The organism is Pseudomonas juntendi, from assembly GCF_009932375.1.
Taxonomy (GTDB): domain Bacteria; phylum Pseudomonadota; class Gammaproteobacteria; order Pseudomonadales; family Pseudomonadaceae; genus Aquipseudomonas; species Aquipseudomonas juntendi.
On record NZ_BLJG01000076.1, the window covers coordinates 1 to 15,374 of the forward strand.

20 protein-coding genes and 1 tRNA gene are annotated in these 15,374 nt (G+C 61.5%); 20 read left to right on the forward strand and 1 reads right to left on the reverse strand.

From position 1 onward, the window contains the following. Both GYA94_RS11100 and GYA94_RS11105 read left to right on the forward strand, forming a co-directional pair. Positions 1–273, forward strand: a 273-nt coding sequence (locus tag GYA94_RS11100; protein WP_161892317.1) for an HIT family protein, incomplete at its 5' end; no start/stop codon positions are given. A 1-nt stretch (position 274) separates the two neighbouring features. Continuing rightward, positions 275–481: a SlyX family protein gene (locus GYA94_RS11105; protein ID WP_110679221.1), complete on the forward strand. Its 207-nt coding sequence runs from the start codon at positions 275–277 to the stop codon at positions 479–481. A gap of 88 nt (positions 482–569) precedes the next feature. On the opposite strand, the gene GYA94_RS28490 is transcribed toward GYA94_RS11105, so the two are convergent. Beyond that, positions 570–1,163, reverse strand: coding sequence for a cold-shock protein (locus GYA94_RS28490; protein ID WP_009684044.1), 594 nt, complete (start codon positions 1,161–1,163; stop codon positions 570–572). A 281-nt stretch (positions 1,164–1,444) separates the two neighbouring features. Between GYA94_RS28490 and GYA94_RS11115 the strand changes: the two genes are divergently transcribed. The 18 genes from GYA94_RS11115 to GYA94_RS11200 all read left to right on the forward strand — a co-directional run bounded on the left by GYA94_RS11115 (position 1,445) and on the right by GYA94_RS11200 (position 15,242). Further along, complete coding sequence (locus GYA94_RS11115; RefSeq protein WP_009684045.1) at positions 1,445–1,918, forward strand: Dps family protein; 474 nt, start codon at positions 1,445–1,447, stop codon at positions 1,916–1,918. 312 nt (positions 1,919–2,230) lie between these two features. Next, the gene (locus tag GYA94_RS11120) at positions 2,231–2,560 is read left to right on the forward strand and encodes a ribbon-helix-helix domain-containing protein (RefSeq protein ID WP_009684046.1); all 330 of its coding nucleotides are present in this window, start codon (positions 2,231–2,233) and stop codon (positions 2,558–2,560) included. Between the two features lie 92 nt (positions 2,561–2,652). Then, the gene (locus GYA94_RS11125) at positions 2,653–2,874 is read left to right on the forward strand and encodes an FmdB family zinc ribbon protein (RefSeq protein WP_003254776.1); all 222 of its coding nucleotides are present in this window, start codon (positions 2,653–2,655) and stop codon (positions 2,872–2,874) included. A 93-nt stretch (positions 2,875–2,967) separates the two neighbouring features. Then, positions 2,968–4,743 (forward strand): aspartate--tRNA ligase, encoded by a 1,776-nt coding sequence (gene aspS / locus GYA94_RS11130; protein WP_029888030.1) that lies wholly within the window; start codon positions 2,968–2,970, stop codon positions 4,741–4,743. A 113-nt stretch (positions 4,744–4,856) separates the two neighbouring features. Then, positions 4,857–5,603 (forward strand): YebC/PmpR family DNA-binding transcriptional regulator, encoded by a 747-nt coding sequence (locus tag GYA94_RS11135; RefSeq protein WP_110679218.1) that lies wholly within the window; start codon positions 4,857–4,859, stop codon positions 5,601–5,603. Between the two features lie 188 nt (positions 5,604–5,791). Then, complete coding sequence (gene ruvC / locus GYA94_RS11140) at positions 5,792–6,316, forward strand: crossover junction endodeoxyribonuclease RuvC (RefSeq protein ID WP_029888028.1); 525 nt, start codon at positions 5,792–5,794, stop codon at positions 6,314–6,316. 109 nt (positions 6,317–6,425) lie between these two features. Then, on the forward strand, positions 6,426–7,043 hold the full coding sequence (ruvA, locus tag GYA94_RS11145) for a Holliday junction branch migration protein RuvA (protein WP_029887413.1): 618 nt from the start codon (positions 6,426–6,428) through the stop codon (positions 7,041–7,043). After that, positions 7,040–8,086, forward strand: a complete 1,047-nt coding sequence (gene ruvB, locus GYA94_RS11150) for a Holliday junction branch migration DNA helicase RuvB (RefSeq protein ID WP_029887414.1) — start codon at positions 7,040–7,042, stop codon at positions 8,084–8,086. The genes ruvA and ruvB overlap by 4 nt, the downstream gene beginning before the upstream one ends. A gap of 125 nt (positions 8,087–8,211) precedes the next feature. Beyond that, positions 8,212–8,664 (forward strand): tol-pal system-associated acyl-CoA thioesterase, encoded by a 453-nt coding sequence (gene ybgC / locus GYA94_RS11155; protein ID WP_054911979.1) that lies wholly within the window; start codon positions 8,212–8,214, stop codon positions 8,662–8,664. A gap of 2 nt (positions 8,665–8,666) precedes the next feature. After that, a complete protein-coding gene (gene tolQ, locus GYA94_RS11160; RefSeq protein ID WP_009684054.1) occupies positions 8,667–9,362 on the forward strand; it encodes a protein TolQ in 696 nt (231 codons plus the stop codon). A gap of 14 nt (positions 9,363–9,376) precedes the next feature. Then, positions 9,377–9,829 carry a protein TolR gene (gene tolR, locus GYA94_RS11165; RefSeq protein ID WP_003254760.1) on the forward strand — a complete coding sequence of 151 codons (453 nt, stop codon included), beginning with the start codon at positions 9,377–9,379 and terminating at the stop codon, positions 9,827–9,829. Beyond that, a complete protein-coding gene (gene tolA, locus GYA94_RS11170) occupies positions 9,829–10,938 on the forward strand; it encodes a cell envelope integrity protein TolA (RefSeq protein ID WP_054905832.1) in 1,110 nt (369 codons plus the stop codon). The genes tolR and tolA overlap by 1 nt, the downstream gene beginning before the upstream one ends. Next, positions 10,935–12,236, forward strand: coding sequence for a Tol-Pal system beta propeller repeat protein TolB (gene tolB, locus GYA94_RS11175; RefSeq protein WP_009684057.1), 1,302 nt, complete (start codon positions 10,935–10,937; stop codon positions 12,234–12,236). The genes tolA and tolB overlap by 4 nt, the downstream gene beginning before the upstream one ends. Before the next feature lie 54 nt (positions 12,237–12,290). Continuing rightward, positions 12,291–12,791, forward strand: a complete 501-nt coding sequence (gene pal, locus GYA94_RS11180) for a peptidoglycan-associated lipoprotein Pal (protein WP_029887416.1) — start codon at positions 12,291–12,293, stop codon at positions 12,789–12,791. Between the two features lie 6 nt (positions 12,792–12,797). Further along, the gene (gene ybgF, locus GYA94_RS11185; protein WP_029887417.1) at positions 12,798–13,601 is read left to right on the forward strand and encodes a tol-pal system protein YbgF; all 804 of its coding nucleotides are present in this window, start codon (positions 12,798–12,800) and stop codon (positions 13,599–13,601) included. Positions 13,602–13,769: 168 nt separating this feature from the next. After that, a complete protein-coding gene (queE, locus tag GYA94_RS11190) occupies positions 13,770–14,417 on the forward strand; it encodes a 7-carboxy-7-deazaguanine synthase QueE (protein ID WP_029887418.1) in 648 nt (215 codons plus the stop codon). Between the two features lie 17 nt (positions 14,418–14,434). Beyond that, the gene (queC, locus tag GYA94_RS11195) at positions 14,435–15,109 is read left to right on the forward strand and encodes a 7-cyano-7-deazaguanine synthase QueC (protein ID WP_161892318.1); all 675 of its coding nucleotides are present in this window, start codon (positions 14,435–14,437) and stop codon (positions 15,107–15,109) included. 57 nt (positions 15,110–15,166) lie between these two features. Beyond that, a tRNA-Lys gene (locus tag GYA94_RS11200) sits at positions 15,167–15,242 on the forward strand. Positions 15,243–15,374 lie beyond the last annotated feature (132 nt).

Sequence of the window (15,374 nt, forward strand, 5' to 3'; positions counted from 1 at the left end):
GATGTGCACGAGCAGCAGCAACTGTGGCAGGAGACCACCCTGTTGGCAGAGGCGTTGAAGGCCAGCTACGGCGCCGACAAGATGAACGTGGCAACCTTGGGCAATGTGGTAAGCCAGTTGCACATGCACGTGATCGTGCGCCGCCGTGACGACGCTGCCTGGCCCGCCCCGGTCTGGGGCAAGTGCCCGCCAGTGGCCTATACCGATGCCCAGCTGCAGGCGCTACGCCAGCGTGTGCGCGACCTGGGGCTGGCCGGTTATCAGGAGGCCTGACATGTCACTGGAAATGCGCGTGATCGAACTGGAAACCCGCCAGGCGTTCCAGGATGACACTCTCCAGGCATTGAATGATGTGGTGGTCGAGCAGGCGAAGGTGATCGAGCGCCTGCAGCTGCAGGTGGCCGAGCTGATAAAGCGTCATGAAGAGATGGTGGGGCAATTCGGTAGCGAAGGGGACGAGGCGCCGCCGCCGCATTATTGATGCGCTGATCACTGGTCTGATCGGGTGCAGGAGCCCCCACAGGGCGGTAGTCAGGCCTGCGGGGGCATTCGTGCTGGGGCTGGCGGTATCAGCGGCGGGTCACGGCCACCACATCCTCGGCCTGCAGGCCTTTGTCGCGGTGCATCACCGAGAATTCCACGCGCTGGCCTTCGACGAGGATGCGGTGACCCTCCCCGCGAATGGCGCGAAAGTGCACGAAGATATCATCACCCGAATCACGGGAAATGAAGCCAAAGCCTTTGGACGTATTGAACCACTTCACGGTGCCGGTATCGCGGTTGCCGGTATCTGGGGCGGTGTGCTGGCTGTTGCGTGGCTTGCGCGGGCTGCGCGCAAAGCCCACGGCCAGGTGCAGGGCGACGGCCAGCGTGGCGCAGACCAGTGCTGCCAGGTTGCCCATTTCCGGGCGGGCCAGCAGCGTCAGGGTCTGTAGCACCACGGCAACTACCAGCAAGGCGCAGGCCAGGTGCTGCAGTTGCTGGCGCGCGCCTCGGTAATACAGGGGCACGACTGGCGCCAGGACCAGGTTGAGCAGGCCAAGCAGTGCCAGGTAGACCGCGTCGGGTTGCAGGAGGAAGGGGGTTGCTTCGGTTTTCAGGCTGGGTATGAGCGATAGCAGCAAAGCTGCCACACCCGTCACCAGATGGACGATCTTGAACATGGGGTTGGCTCACAGTTGATAAGGCCGATCACAGGAAGAGCGGGCAGCACGGTGCGCATGAGGTGTAGAGCGCAAACACGTGGCAGGCCAGCCTATGCACCCGGCAATAACAGTCCGCACGGGTGGCACGCTGCCTATTTAACAGTAAAGCCGCAGGCTACTCAAACCGCAGGCCGCCCGGCGGGCGATGTGTTGCGCCATGTCACATGCGACAGGCGCCAAGTATTGCTACAGTGGTCGTCGCCCGCTTGAGTCTCAAGCCTTATGCAAAGGGGAACTTCATGGCAATCGATATCGGTATCAGTGAAGAAGATCGCAAATCCATCGTTGATGGGCTGTCCCGCTTGTTGTCGGATACCTACGTGCTGTATCTGAAAACCCATAACTTTCACTGGAACGTCACAGGGCCTTCGTTCCGCACCCTGCACCTGATGTTCGAAGAGCAGTACAACGAATTGGCGCTGGCGGTGGATTCCATCGCCGAGCGCATTCGGGCCCTGGGCTTCCCGGCGCCGGGGTCGTACGCATTCTATGCCCGGCACTCGTCCATCAAGGAGGAGGAAGGGGTACCCGCTGCGGAAGAGATGATCCGCCAGTTGGTGCAAGGGCAGGAGGCTGTGGTGCGCACGGCGCGCAGTATTTTCCCGGTAGTCGACAAGGTCAGTGACGAACCGACCGCCGACCTGCTGACCCAGCGCATGCAGGTGCACGAGAAGACCGCGTGGATGCTGCGGGTGCTGCTCGACGGCAAATGATTACCCAGGCTGTCACATAACCCTGTGGGAGATAACACAGCCCTATGGGCTGGGCTGTCGCGCAGAGAACTCGATTCATAAGCGCGACGTGGCCTGTGTGGGAGCGGGCGTGTCGAGGCGTCGAACCGCCGCGAAGAATCCAGCGCGGTGGCTGGCACCGGCTACGCCGGTGTTCGCGGGCTCGTCCGCTCCCACAGGGGCCGCGTCGTGCATGACAATCAGTGTTTGTGCAGGAACACTTTACCGCTGCTTTGACCGCGCCCATCAGCGCTTCATAGGCCACCTGGTACCTGTGACGAGGAAGTGTGGCGCATGATGCAAGCGAGCAAGCGTGTAAATGGCCAGGGGCGTTGGCCGGGGAAACCGTGCATCGATCCGTTCAAGGCGGATTTCGACATGTTGCAGATCCAGCCGGTGTCGCGCTCCGTGCGCCTCAACGGCTTTTCCACGTGCCTGCGCCTGGAGGCCGTCTACTGGCAGATCCTCGAGCGCATTGCCGCCGCCAACCGTTGCTCGGTCAGCGCGGTGCTGTCCTACGTTGACCGCGAGATCCACCTGCGCCAGGGTGGCGTGCGCAACTTCAGCGGCCTGATCCGGGTCATCTGCGTGGCGTGGCTGCAGAACCCGCCAAGTGCGCGCTGATCGCCTGGCGGGCTGCGCAGTGCTTGCTAACCATATATAATCCCGCTTTTTGCTGCCCCCGCAGCCAGCGTTTTGGTTGACGAGAGACACCCATGCCCCTGTATGACTATCAATGTGCATCCTGCGAGCACCGTATGGAAGTGCTGCAGAAGATCAGCGCCGCGCCGCTGACCGATTGCCCGGCCTGCCAGGCGCCAGCGCTGAAGAAGCTGCTGTCGGTCCCAGGCTTCCGCCTGAGCGGTAATGGTTGGTACGAAACCGACTTCAAGACCGGGGCGAAAAAGAATCTGGCAGGCGGCGACAAGGCCGACTGAGTTGAATGCTGTGACCGGGTCTTGCAGTATTAGCCCTCCGGGCGGCCAAGGCCTCCACCGAATACACGAATCACGAGAAGCGAAACCACCATCATGATGCGCAGCCATTATTGCGGCCAACTGAACGAGAGCCTGGACGGCCAGGAAGTCACCCTTTGCGGCTGGGTCCATCGGCGCCGCGACCACGGCGGGGTGATCTTCCTCGACATCCGTGACCGCGAAGGCATGGCCCAGGTCGTGTTCGACCCGGATCGCGCCGAAACTTTCGCCGCTGCCGACCGCGTGCGCAGCGAATACGTCGTGCAGCTGACCGGTAAGGTTCGCAAGCGCCCTGAGGGTGCAGTGAATGCCAACATGGCGTCCGGTGCCATCGAAATCCTCGGCTACCAGCTGACCGTGCTCAACGAAGCAGAAACGCCACCGTTTCCGCTGAACGAGTACTCCGACGTCGGCGAAGAAACCCGCCTGCGCTACCGCTTCATCGACCTGCGTCGCCCGGAAATGGCCGACAAGCTGCGCCTGCGCTCGCGCATCACCAGCAGCATCCGTCGCTTCCTTGACGAAAATGGCTTCCTCGACGTCGAAACCCCAATCCTCACCCGTGCAACCCCGGAAGGCGCGCGCGACTACCTGGTGCCTAGCCGTACCCACGCCGGTAGCTTCTTCGCCCTGCCGCAGTCGCCACAGCTGTTCAAGCAGCTGCTGATGGTGGCCGGCTTCGACCGTTACTACCAGATCGCCAAGTGCTTCCGTGACGAAGACCTGCGTGCCGATCGCCAGCCGGAATTCACCCAGATCGACATCGAGACCAGCTTCCTCGATGAAAACGAGATCATGGGCCTGACCGAAAGCATGATCCGCAAGCTGTTCAAGGAAGTGCTCGACCTGGAATTCGGCGAATTCCCGCACATGACCTTCGAAGAAGCCATGCGCCGCTACGGTTCCGACAAGCCAGACCTGCGTAACCCGCTGGAACTGGTTGACGTTGCCGACCAGCTCAAGGATGTCGACTTCAAGGTGTTCGCCGGCCCGGCCAACGATCCGAAGTGCCGTGTAACCGCCCTGCGCCTGCCAGGCGGCGCCAGCATGCCGCGCAGCAAGATCGACGAGTACACCAAGTTCGTCGGCATCTACGGTGCCAAGGGCCTGGCCTACATCAAGGTCAACGAGCGCGCCAAGGGTGTCGAAGGCCTGCAGTCGCCGATCGTCAAGAACATCCCCGAGGCCAACCTCAACACCATCCTCGACCGCGTTGGCGCCGTAGACGGCGACATCGTGTTCTTCGGTGCCGACAAGTTCAAGGTGGTCAGCGAAGCGCTGGGCGCGCTGCGTATCCGCCTGGGTCACGACTTCGAGCTGCTGACCTGCGAGTGGGCACCGATGTGGGTCGTCGACTTCCCGATGTTCGAAGAGAACGAAGACGGCAGCTTCACCGCGCTGCACCACCCGTTCACCGCGCCGAAGTGCACCCCGCAAGAGCTCGAGGCCAACCCGGCTACCGCGCTGTCGCGTGCCTACGACATGGTCCTGAACGGTACCGAGCTGGGTGGCGGTTCGATCCGTATCCATCGCAAAGAGATGCAGCAGGCCGTGTTCCGCCTGCTGGGTATCGAAGCCGAAGAACAGGAAGAGAAATTCGGCTTCCTGCTCGACGCTCTGAAGTTCGGTGCGCCGCCTCACGGTGGCCTGGCCTTCGGCCTGGACCGCCTGGTCATGCTGATGACTGGCGCCCAGTCGATTCGTGAAGTGATTGCCTTCCCGAAAACCCAGAGCGCCGCGTGTGTCATGACCCAGGCCCCTGGCCTGGTCGACGCCAAGGCCCTGCGCGAGCTGCACATCCGACTGCGTGAACAGACCAAGGTCGAATAAGCAGTCCCGGGCGCATCCACATGGATGCGCCTTTGCGTTTCGGCGCAGGCATTTTCCCGTCCCGCCCCGTCATGGGGCGGGGCTGTTTGTGATTCAAGGAAAACGGAGTCGTTATGGCTGGTCATTCCAAGTGGGCGAACATCAAGCACCGCAAAGAGCGCCAGGATGCCAAGAGAGGCAAGGTCTTCACCAAGTGGATCCGCGAACTGACGGTCGCTGCCAAGCAGGGCGGCCCTGACCCGGCATCCAACCCGCGCCTGCGCCTGGCGCTGGACAAGGCCCTGGGCGCCAACATGAGCCGCGACATCATCGACCGCGCCGTGGCCCGTGGTGCTGGCACCAACGAAAGCGACAACGTCGAAGAGCTCAGCTACGAAGGTTACGGCCCGGGTGGCGTGGCGATCATGGTCGAAGCCATGACCGACAACCGCAACCGTACCGCCGCCGCCGTGCGCCATGCCTTTACCAAGTGTGGCGGCAACCTTGGTACCGATGGCTCGGTGGCCTACCTGTTCGAGCGCAAGGGGCAGCTCAGCTTTGCGCCGGGCGTGGACGAAGACGCGTTGATGGAAGCGGCGATGGAGGCCGATGCCGACGACGTGGTAGCCAACGAGGACGGTTCGTTCGAGGTATTCACCTCGTTCAACAGTTTCTATGCCGTGCGTAACGCCCTCGAAGAGGCCGGCTTCAAGGCCGCTGACGCGGAAATCGTCATGCAGCCGACCACCAGTGCCGAACTTGACCAGGAGGGTGCCGAGAAGGTGCTCAAGCTGATCGACATGCTCGAAGACCTGGATGACGTGCAGAACGTCTACTCCAACGCCCAGATTTCCGACGAGATCATGGAAAACCTCGGCTAAGGTCTGCAGACTCGCCGAGCCAAGGCTGCTATTGGGGCTGCTGTGCAGCCCATCGCCGGCAAGCCAGCTCCCACAGGTACCGCGCTTTTCTTGAAGCTTGTGCTGTACCTGTGGGAGCTGGCTTGCCGGCGATGGGCCGCGCAGCGGCCCCTATGGGCTTGCAACGTTAGTTTTTTACGACAGGCACTATGACTCTGATTCTAGGTATCGACCCCGGCTCGCGAATCACCGGCTACGGCGTCGTCCGCCAGACCGCCCGTGGTTGCGAGTACGTGGCGTCGGGCTGTATCCGCACCGGCAGCGGCGAGCTGCACGAGCGGCTGCAGATCGTTTTTCGTGGTGTCAGTGAAATCATCACCCAGCACGGCCCGGTAACCATGGGCATCGAGCGGGTGTTCATGGCCCGCAACGCCGACTCGGCGCTGAAGCTCGGCCAGGCGCGCGGCGCCGCTATCGTTGCCGCTGCCGAAGCCGGCCTGGAAATCGCTGAATACAGCGCCACTCAGGTCAAGCAAGCCGTGGCCGGCACCGGTGGGGCCAACAAGGAACAGGTGATGATGATGGTCATGCACCTGCTGAAACTGACGCAAAAGCCGCAGATCGATGCCTCCGATGCGCTGGCCATTGCCCTGTGCCATGCCCATACCCGTTCCAGCCTGGTGCCCCATGGCCTGGCCACCGCACGCCGACGCGGCGGGCGCTTGCGTCTTTGAGCGCTTCATGCGCAGATACAAAATTTGTCCGGGTGAAGCATTCACCCGCCGCATTTGCTGATAGGGTTGAGCGGTCGTTGACCGGCTCCCCGAGAGGAAGGATCGGAACGTGATTGGACGTTTGCGCGGCACCCTGGCGGAAAAACAGCCGCCGCACCTGATTATCGACGTCAATGGCGTGGGCTACGAGCTCGAAGTGCCCATGACCACGCTGTACCGTCTGCCCAAAGTGGGCGAAACCGTCACTGTGCATACCCATCTGGTGGTGCGCGAAGACGCGCACCTGCTCTATGGTTTTGCCGAAAAGCGCGAGCGCGAGCTGTTCCGCGAGTTGATCCGCCTGAACGGCGTAGGGCCCAAGCTGGCCCTGGCGTTGATGTCCGGGCTGGAGGTCGACGAGCTGGTACGTTGCGTGCAGGCCCAGGATACTTCGGCCCTGGTACGCGTGCCGGGGGTCGGCAAGAAAACCGCCGAACGCCTGCTGGTCGAACTCAAGGACCGCTTCAAGGCCTGGGAAACCTCGCCGGCCATGTTTACCCTGGTGTCGGATGGGCCGTTGCCGGCCGCAAGCGCATCAAGCGCCGAGGCCGATGCAGTCAGTGCCCTGGTCTCGCTGGGCTACAAGCCGCAGGAAGCCAGCAAGGCGATTGCCGCGATCAAGGACAAGGCTGGTTTGAGCAGTGAAGAACTGATCCGCCGCAGCCTGAAAGGGATGATTGCCAAGTGATCGAAGCCGACCGCCTGATCGCCGCCAGTGGCCGCGACCGTGAAGAAGTCCAGGACCGTGCGATCCGGCCGCTGAGCCTGAGCGAGTACATCGGTCAGCCGGTTGTGCGCGAGCAGATGTCGTTGTTCATCCAGGCTGCTCGCGGGCGCAGCGAGTCGCTCGACCACACGCTGATCTTCGGCCCCCCAGGCTTGGGCAAGACCACCCTGGCCAACATCATCGCCCATGAAATGGGCGTTTCGGTGAAGAGCACCTCTGGGCCGATTCTGGAGCGCCCGGGCGATCTGGCGGCCATGCTGACCAACCTCGAACCGCACGACGTGCTGTTCATCGACGAGATCCACCGGTTGTCGCCGGTTGTCGAAGAGGTGCTGTACCCGGCCATGGAAGACTTCCAGCTCGACATCATGATCGGCGAAGGGCCAGCGGCCCGTTCGATCAAGCTCGACCTGCCGCCGTTCACTCTCGTCGGTGCAACTACCCGTGCCGGGATGCTCACCAACCCGTTGCGTGACCGCTTCGGCATCGTCCAGCGCCTGGAGTTCTATAGCGACAAGGACCTGGCCACCATCGTCAGCCGCTCGGCCAATATTCTTGGCCTGGCCATCGAGGACCTGGGTGCCTACGAAATTGCCCGCCGCGCCCGTGGCACGCCACGAATCGCCAACCGCCTGCTGCGCCGCGTGCGTGACTACGCCGAGGTGCGCGGCAAGGGCCAGATCACCAAGGCCGTGGCTGACATGGCGTTGAACCTGCTGGACGTCGACGAGCGCGGTTTTGATCATTCCGACCGTCGCCTGTTGCTGACCATGATCGAGAAGTTCGATGGCGGCCCGGTGGGCGTCGACAACCTGGCGGCGGCCATCAGCGAAGAGCGCCATACCATCGAAGACGTACTCGAGCCCTACCTGATTCAACAGGGTTACATCATGCGCACGCCGCGTGGCCGCGTTGTCACACGGCATGCCTACCTGCACTTCGGCCTGAATATTCCAGGGCGCCTGGGGGAGGGCGCAGATTATTCGGAACCGGGCGATGAATGACAGATCGAAACCGACTTTTCGTGGTCCTACCGCAGGCACGCCGAATGGTTGCTGGCAATAAGACATTAATGACGAAAAAACAGTTGCCACAGCGGATTGGCAAGCCGAGGAGTAAGCACTAGAGTATGCGCGCGCAAAATGGCCTGGAACCGTTCGCACACCGTTGTCGCGTCTATTACGAGGATACCGATGCCGGTGGCGTGGTGTATTACGTCAACTACCTGAAATTCATGGAGCGCGCGCGCACCGAACGCCTGCGGCACCTGGGGTTCTCCCAGTCGCAACTGGCCGAAGACAATCTGCTGTTCGTGGTCCATTCCAGCGAAGCGCGCTACCACGCGCCGGCGCGGCTGGACGACCAACTGCGGGTCACCGCGCAAGTACTTGAACTCAATCGCGCCAGCCTGCGTTTCGTCCAGCAGGTTTGGCGGGAAAACGATGAAACGCTGCTCTGCGAGGGGCAGTTCCTGGTGGCCGCAGTGCGTGCTGACACTTTCAAACCCCGAGCCATACCCCCCCAGCTGCGCGACGCTTTTGCGGCGGACGGCTCGGGTAATCAATCGAACGCAGGAGAATAAGCGTGGAAGCTAACGTCGTCGACCATACCTCCATGTGGAGTCTGGTCAGCAATGCCAGCGTGGTGGTTCAGCTGGTAATGCTGACCCTGGTGGCCGCCTCGGTCACCTCATGGATCATGATCTTCCAGCGCAGCGCCATGCTGCGCGCCGGTCGTCGTGCGCTGGATGCCTTCGAAGAGCGCTTCTGGTCGGGCATCGACCTGTCCAAGCTGTACCGTCAGGCAGGCAGCAACCCAGACCCGGATTCCGGCGTGGAGCAAGTATTCCGTGCAGGCTTCAAAGAGTTCTCGCGCCTGCGCCAGCAGCCGGGTGTAGACCCGGATGCGGTCATGGAAGGCGTGGGCCGTGCCATGCGCGTGGCCATCTCGCGCGAAGAAGAAAAGCTTGAGCAGAGCCTGCCGTTCCTGGCCACCGTCGGTTCCACCAGCCCGTACATCGGCCTGTTCGGTACCGTATGGGGCATCATGAACTCCTTCCGCGGCCTGGCCAGCGCCCAGCAAGCGACCCTGGCCACCGTTGCCCCGGGTATCGCCGAAGCCCTGGTGGCTACGGCCATCGGCCTGTTCGCGGCAATTCCGGCGGTCATTGCCTACAACCGTTTTGCCGCGCGCAGCGAAGTGCTGATCGGCCGTTACTACACCTTCGCCGACGAGTTCCAGGCGATCCTGCACCGTAAAGTGCACACCAGCGAAGAGTAATCAGGTAGAAGCCCATGGCCCGAGTTCGCCACAAACGCAAGCCCGTCGCCGAGATGAACGTGGTGCCCTACATCGATGTGATGCTGGTGCTGCTGGTCATCTTCATGGTGACGGCGCCCATGCTCAACCAGGGCGTGAAGGTAGACCTGCCCAAGGTTTCCAGCGAAGCCTTGCCGCAGGACAACAACGTCCAGATCCTCACCATCTCCATCAAGGCCGACAAGACCTATTACTGGAACCTCGGCAGCGAAGTCGATACCGACAAGCAGATGGACAAGGCCATGACCCTGCCGGCCATGACCGATGCCGTGACCAAGATCATTGCCGCCGGCCGTGACCAGGGCAAGCAGACCCAGGTATTCATTCGGGGTGACAAGGCGGTCGACTATGGCGCGGTCATGGGTGCCATGGGCGGGTTGCAGAAGGCCGGTGTCGGTAACGTTGGCCTGATTACCGAGGCGCCCTGATGCAACAGCGAGAGCCATCCGCCTCGGAAAGCTACTTCTGGCCCAGTGTCTGGGCCATCGGTCTGCATGTGCTGGTGTTCGGCTTGCTGTTCGTCAGTTTTGCCATGACGCCTGAGCTGCCGCCTTCCAAGCCAATCGTCCAGGCTACCCTTTACCAGCTCAAGTCCAAGAGCCAGGCGACCACCCAGACCAACCAGAAGATTGCCGGGGAAGCGAAGAAAACCGCGTCGCGTCAGACTGAAGTCGAGCAGCTGGAGCAGAAGAAGGTCGAGCAGGAGGCCATCAAGGCTGCGGAACAAAAGAAAGCCGACGCCGCTCAAAAGGCCGAAGAGGCTCGCGAAGCCGCCGAGGCGAAAAAAGCCGAGGACGCGGCCAAGGCCGCCGAAGCCGCCAAGGCCAAGCAAGCCGCCGAAGCCAAGAAGGCCGACGAGGCGAAGAAAGCCGCCGAGAAGCAGCAGGCTGACATCGCCAAGAAGAAGGCCGAGGACGAAGCGAAGAAAAAAGCCGAAGAAGAGGCCAAGAAAGCGGCCGCTGAAGAGGCGAAGAAACAAGCCGCCGAGGACGCCAAGAAAAAGGCAGCCGAAGAGGCCAAGAAGAAAGCAGCCGAGGACGCCAAGAAGAAAGCGGCGGCCGAGGACGCGAAGAAGAAGGCAGCTGAAGAGGCCAAGAAGAAGGCCGCTGCAGACGCCCAGAAGAAAAAGGCACAGGAAGCGGCTCGCAAGGCGGCAGAAGACAAGAAAGCCCAGGCCCTGGCCGAGCTGTTGTCCGATACCACCGAGCGGCAGCAGGCCCTGGCTGACGAGCAAGGTGACCAGGTGGCCGGCGATTTCGACGACCTGATCCGCATGCGCGCGGCCGAGGGTTGGGCGCGTCCGCCTTCCGCGCGCAAGGGCATGACGGTGACCCTGCAGGTAAGCATGTTGCCGGACGGTACCGTTACCAGTGTCAGCGTGGTCCGTTCCAGTGGTGACGGCCCGTTCGACAGTTCGGCGGTGGCTGCGGTCAAGAACATTGGTCGTTTGACCGAGATGCAGGGTATGAAGCCGAGCGATTTCAACCGTTATCGTTCGTTCAAGATGACATTTACACCTGAGGATCTAGCGTTGTGATTAAACGTCTGAGAGGACTGCTGGTCTTGCTCTGCTGCGTGGCAGGCTTGGCGGTGGCAGAGGAAAAGAACATCCTGGTCACCAGCGGCAGCGACCGGGCCACGCCCATCGCGGTAGTACCGTTCGGTATGCAGGGCGGTAGCGTGTTGCCTGAAGACATTGCCGACATCATCGGCAACGACCTGCGCAACTCTGGCTACTATTCACCGATTCCGCGGCAGAACATGATCAGCCAGCCGTCGCAGGCCAGCGAAGTGATCTTCCGTGACTGGAAAGCCCTGGGCGCCCAGTACGTGATGGTCGGTAGCATCGTGCCGTCGGGTGGTCGCCTGCAGGTGCAGTACGCGCTGTTCAACGTCGCCACCGAGCAGCAAGTGCTGACCGGTAGCGTGGCGGGCAGCACCGACCAGTTGCGCGACATGGCGCACTACATTGCAGACCAGTCGTTCGAGAAGCTCACCGGCATCAAGGGTGCGTTCTCGACCCGCATGCTGTACGTGACTGCCGAGCGCTTCTCCACCAACAATACCCGCTACACCCTGCAGCGCTCGGACTACGACGGTGCACGTGCGGTCACCCTGCTGCAATCGCGCGAGCCTATCCTGTCGCCGCGGTTCGCACCGGATGGCAAGCGTATTGCCTACGTATCGTTCGAACAGAAGCGCCCGCGCATCTTCGTGCAGAACATCGATACCGGCCGCCGCGAACAGGTGACCAACTTCGAGGGCCTGAACGGCGCGCCAGCCTGGTCGCCTGACGGTTCGCGCCTGGCCTTCGTGCTGTCCAAGGACGGCAACCCGGACATCTACGTGATGAACATGGCCTCGCGCCAGATCAGCCGCGTAACCGCCGGCCCTGGTATCAACACCGAGCCGTTCTGGGGTAAAGACGGCAACACCATTTACTTCACCTCCGACCGGGGCGGCAAACCGCAGATCTATAAACAGTCGGTCAGTGGGGGGGGTGCCGAGCGCGTAACCTTCGTGGGTAACTACAACGCCAACCCGAAACTTTCGGCAGACGAGAAAACCCTGGTGATGATTCATCGCCAACAGGGCTTTACCAACTTCAAAGTGGCGGCACAGGACTTGCAGCGCGGAAGTGTAAAGATTCTCTCGGAAACAAGTCTTGATGAGTCTCCCACTGTTGCGCCAAACGGCACCATGCTAATCTACGCCACCCGCCAGCAGGGCCGGGGAGTCTTGATGCTCGTGTCGCTTAATGGCCGCGTGAGGCTCCCACTTCCTACCGCTCAAGGCGAAGTCAGAGAACCGTCCTGGTCCCCTTACCTGAACTGATTGCGGCGTAATACGTTTTGCTTAACACACTGGGGTTTCATTAGGAGTTTCACGATGGAAATGCTGAAGTTTGGTAAATTTGCTGCGCTGGCTCTGGCCATGGCCGTAGCTGTAGGTTGCTCCTCGAAGGGCGGTGACAACGCAGGCGAAGGCGCTGCTGTAGATCCTAACGCTGGCTACGGTGCCAACACTGGCGCTGTTGACGGCTCCCTGAGCGAAGAAGCCGCCCTGCGCGCAATCACCACCTTCTACTTCGAATACGACAGCTCGGACCTGAAGCCAGAAGCCATGCGCGCTCTGGACGTTCACGCCAAGGACCTGAAAGCCAACGGCAACCGCGTTGTTCTGGAAGGTAACACCGACGAGCGCGGCACCCGCGAGTACAACATGGCTCTGGGTGAGCGTCGTGCGAAAGCCGTTCAGCGCTACCTGGTTCTGCAGGGTGTTTCCCCTGCTCAACTGGAAGTGGTTTCCTACGGCGAAGAGCGTCCAGTTGCTACCGGCAACGACGAGCAGTCCTGGGCTCAGAACCGTCGCGTAGAACTGCGTAAGTAAGTTCTTATGCGTATGTGCCGCCGTGTAGTAACCGTCCTCGCACTCAGCCTGCCGCTCGCGGCCTGGGCTGAGGTCCCTGTAGTAGATGACAACGCAGGCAGTTATCCGCCCGCGGGTTATGGCACGAGCGGCGCCTATGCCGGGTCGGGGGCTTCGGCCCCTGCCTCTGCACAGGGCCAGCTGTTCATGCAGCTGCAACAGATGCAGGACCAGCTTTCCCGCCAGCAAGGCATCATCGAAGAGCTGCAAAACGATGTGTCGCGCATGAAGCAGGAAAACCTGGAGCGGTACCAGGACCTGGACCGTCGCATCAACAGTGGTGCTGCACCTGCCGCAACCCCTGACAATTCCTCCGGTGGTGCATCCAATGCCGCCTCCGGTGCAGCAGCCGGTGCTGCTGCGCAACAACCGGCCGCCAGTAGCGAACCCGGTGATCCGGCGAAAGAGAAGCTCTACTACGATGCAGCTTTCGACCTGATCAAGCAAAAAGACTTCGACAAGGCCAGCCAGGCGTTCACCGCCTTCCTGCGCAAATACCCGAACAGCCAGTACGCCGGCAATGCCCAGTACTGGTTGGGTGAGGTGAACCTGGCCAAGGGTGACTTGCAAGGCGCCAGCCAGGCGTTTGCCCAAGTCAGCCAAAAGTACCCCAAGCACAGCAAGGTGCCAGACTCGCTTTACAAACTGGCCGACGTCGAGCGCCGCATGGGCCACACCGATAAGGTCAAGAGCATCCTGCAACAGGTCATCACCCAGTATCCCGGCACCTCTGCCGCGCAATTGGCACAGCGTGACCTGCAAAAGCTCTAAGGCCCTTTGCAGTAGCGTTTGAAATAAACCCGCGCCAGTCGCGGGTTTTTTCGTTAGAATCACGGCCCTTTTTTCGTAAACACGCTGCTGCGGATAACGCGATGTCGAGTCCGCGGCAGTGCCTGACGGAGGCGGGCAGCCTGTTTAGCTGTCACGCCCGTGGCGAGCATGCAAGACACATTACGCATCACCGAAGTCTTTTACTCTTTGCAGGGTGAAACACGAACGGCTGGGCTGCCCACGGTATTCGTGCGGCTCACCGGTTGCCCCCTGCGCTGCCAGTACTGCGACAGTGCCTACGCCTTCAGTGGCGGTACCATCCGTACTCTCGATTCGATCCTTGAACAAGTGGCCGGCTTCAGGCCGCGCTACGTGTGCGTCACCGGTGGCGAACCGCTGGCCCAACCGAATGCGCTGCCGCTGCTGCAGCGGCTGTGCGATGCCGGCTACGAGGTGTCGCTGGAGACCAGTGGCGCGTTGGATATCGCCGGCACCGACACCCGGGTCAGTCGTGTGGTAGACCTGAAGACCCCAGGTTCCGAAGAGTCGCACCGTAACCTCTATTCGAACATCGACCAGCTGACCCGCAACGACCAGGTCAAATTCGTCATCTGTTCCCGCGAGGATTACGACTGGGCAGTTTCCAAGCTGATCCAATACAACCTGGCCGAGCGTGCCGGTGAAGTGCTGTTTTCACCCAGCCATCATCAGGTGAGCGCCAGCGACCTGGCAGACTGGATCGTCGCCGACAACCTGCCCGTGCGCTTCCAGCTGCAGTTGCACAAGCTGCTGTGGAACGACGAACCCGGGCGTTGATTGAGGAGTAAATACACATGACAGAAAAACGCGCAGTCATCCTGTTGTCCGGTGGCCTGGACTCGGCCACGGTGGTCGCCATGGCCAAGGCCGACGGCTACAGCTGCTATACCATGAGCTTCGATTACGGCCAGCGCCATCGCGCCGAGCTGAACGCCGCCGCCCGCGTGGCCCGCGACTTGGGCGTGGTCGAGCACAAGGTCATTGGCTTGAACCTGGACGGTATTGGTGGTTCGGCCTTGACCGACAGCAGCATCGACGTGCCGGAAACCCCCGGTGAAGGTATTCCGGTGACCTATGTGCCAGCGCGCAATACCGTGTTCCTGTCGCTGGCGCTGGGTTGGGCTGAAGTGCTGGAGGCGCGTGATATCTTCATTGGCGTGAACGCCGTGGACTACTCCGGCTACCCGGATTGCCGCCCTGAGTTCGTCGAAGCGTTCGAGCGCATGGCCAACCTGGCGACCAAGGCCGGGGTCGAAGGGCAGGGCTTCCGGATCCAGGCGCCGCTGCAGAACATGAGCAAGGCGCAAATCGTGCAGGCCGGTATGGCCCGTGGTGTGGACTATAGCCTGACTGTTTCCTGCTACCAGGCCGACGATGAAGGACGTGCCTGCGGCAAGTGCGACAGCTGCCGCCTACGTGCCGATGGCTTCAGGGCTGCCGGTGTCGAGGACCCGACGCGCTACGCTTGAACTGATCAGAGGGTATTGATTTCCCGTTAGAAATCAGTATTATACGCGCCATCCAACGGGTCGTTAGCTCAGTTGGTAGAGCAGTTGGCTTTTAACCAATTGGTCGTAGGTTCGAATCCTACACGACCCACCATATTCACAGCGGTTCGTATGTACTAGGAAGGGAAGGCCTGTCACAGCCAATCTAGTCGTGCTGCCGTCTGGAGCGAACCTTAGGCGCGCTTCAGCGTGATGTCAATATGAAGTAGCCCGCAGCCTGTACAGG

Coding starts and splice junctions, on each gene's coding strand:
- GYA94_RS11105 (WP_110679221.1), top strand. CDS start 275: ATGTCACTGGAAATGCGCGTGATCGAACTGGAAACCCGCCAGGCGTTC.
- GYA94_RS28490 (WP_009684044.1), bottom strand. CDS start 1,163: ATGTTCAAGATCGTCCATCTGGTGACGGGTGTGGCAGCTTTGCTGCTA.
- GYA94_RS11115 (WP_009684045.1), top strand. CDS start 1,445: ATGGCAATCGATATCGGTATCAGTGAAGAAGATCGCAAATCCATCGTT.
- GYA94_RS11120 (WP_009684046.1), top strand. CDS start 2,231: ATGATGCAAGCGAGCAAGCGTGTAAATGGCCAGGGGCGTTGGCCGGGG.
- GYA94_RS11125 (WP_003254776.1), top strand. CDS start 2,653: ATGCCCCTGTATGACTATCAATGTGCATCCTGCGAGCACCGTATGGAA.
- aspS (WP_029888030.1), top strand. CDS start 2,968: ATGATGCGCAGCCATTATTGCGGCCAACTGAACGAGAGCCTGGACGGC.
- GYA94_RS11135 (WP_110679218.1), top strand. CDS start 4,857: ATGGCTGGTCATTCCAAGTGGGCGAACATCAAGCACCGCAAAGAGCGC.
- ruvC (WP_029888028.1), top strand. CDS start 5,792: ATGACTCTGATTCTAGGTATCGACCCCGGCTCGCGAATCACCGGCTAC.
- ybgC (WP_054911979.1), top strand. CDS start 8,212: ATGCGCGCGCAAAATGGCCTGGAACCGTTCGCACACCGTTGTCGCGTC.
- tolR (WP_003254760.1), top strand. CDS start 9,377: ATGGCCCGAGTTCGCCACAAACGCAAGCCCGTCGCCGAGATGAACGTG.
- tolA (WP_054905832.1), top strand. CDS start 9,829: ATGCAACAGCGAGAGCCATCCGCCTCGGAAAGCTACTTCTGGCCCAGT.
- pal (WP_029887416.1), top strand. CDS start 12,291: ATGGAAATGCTGAAGTTTGGTAAATTTGCTGCGCTGGCTCTGGCCATG.
- ybgF (WP_029887417.1), top strand. CDS start 12,798: ATGCGTATGTGCCGCCGTGTAGTAACCGTCCTCGCACTCAGCCTGCCG.
- queE (WP_029887418.1), top strand. CDS start 13,770: ATGCAAGACACATTACGCATCACCGAAGTCTTTTACTCTTTGCAGGGT.
- queC (WP_161892318.1), top strand. CDS start 14,435: ATGACAGAAAAACGCGCAGTCATCCTGTTGTCCGGTGGCCTGGACTCG.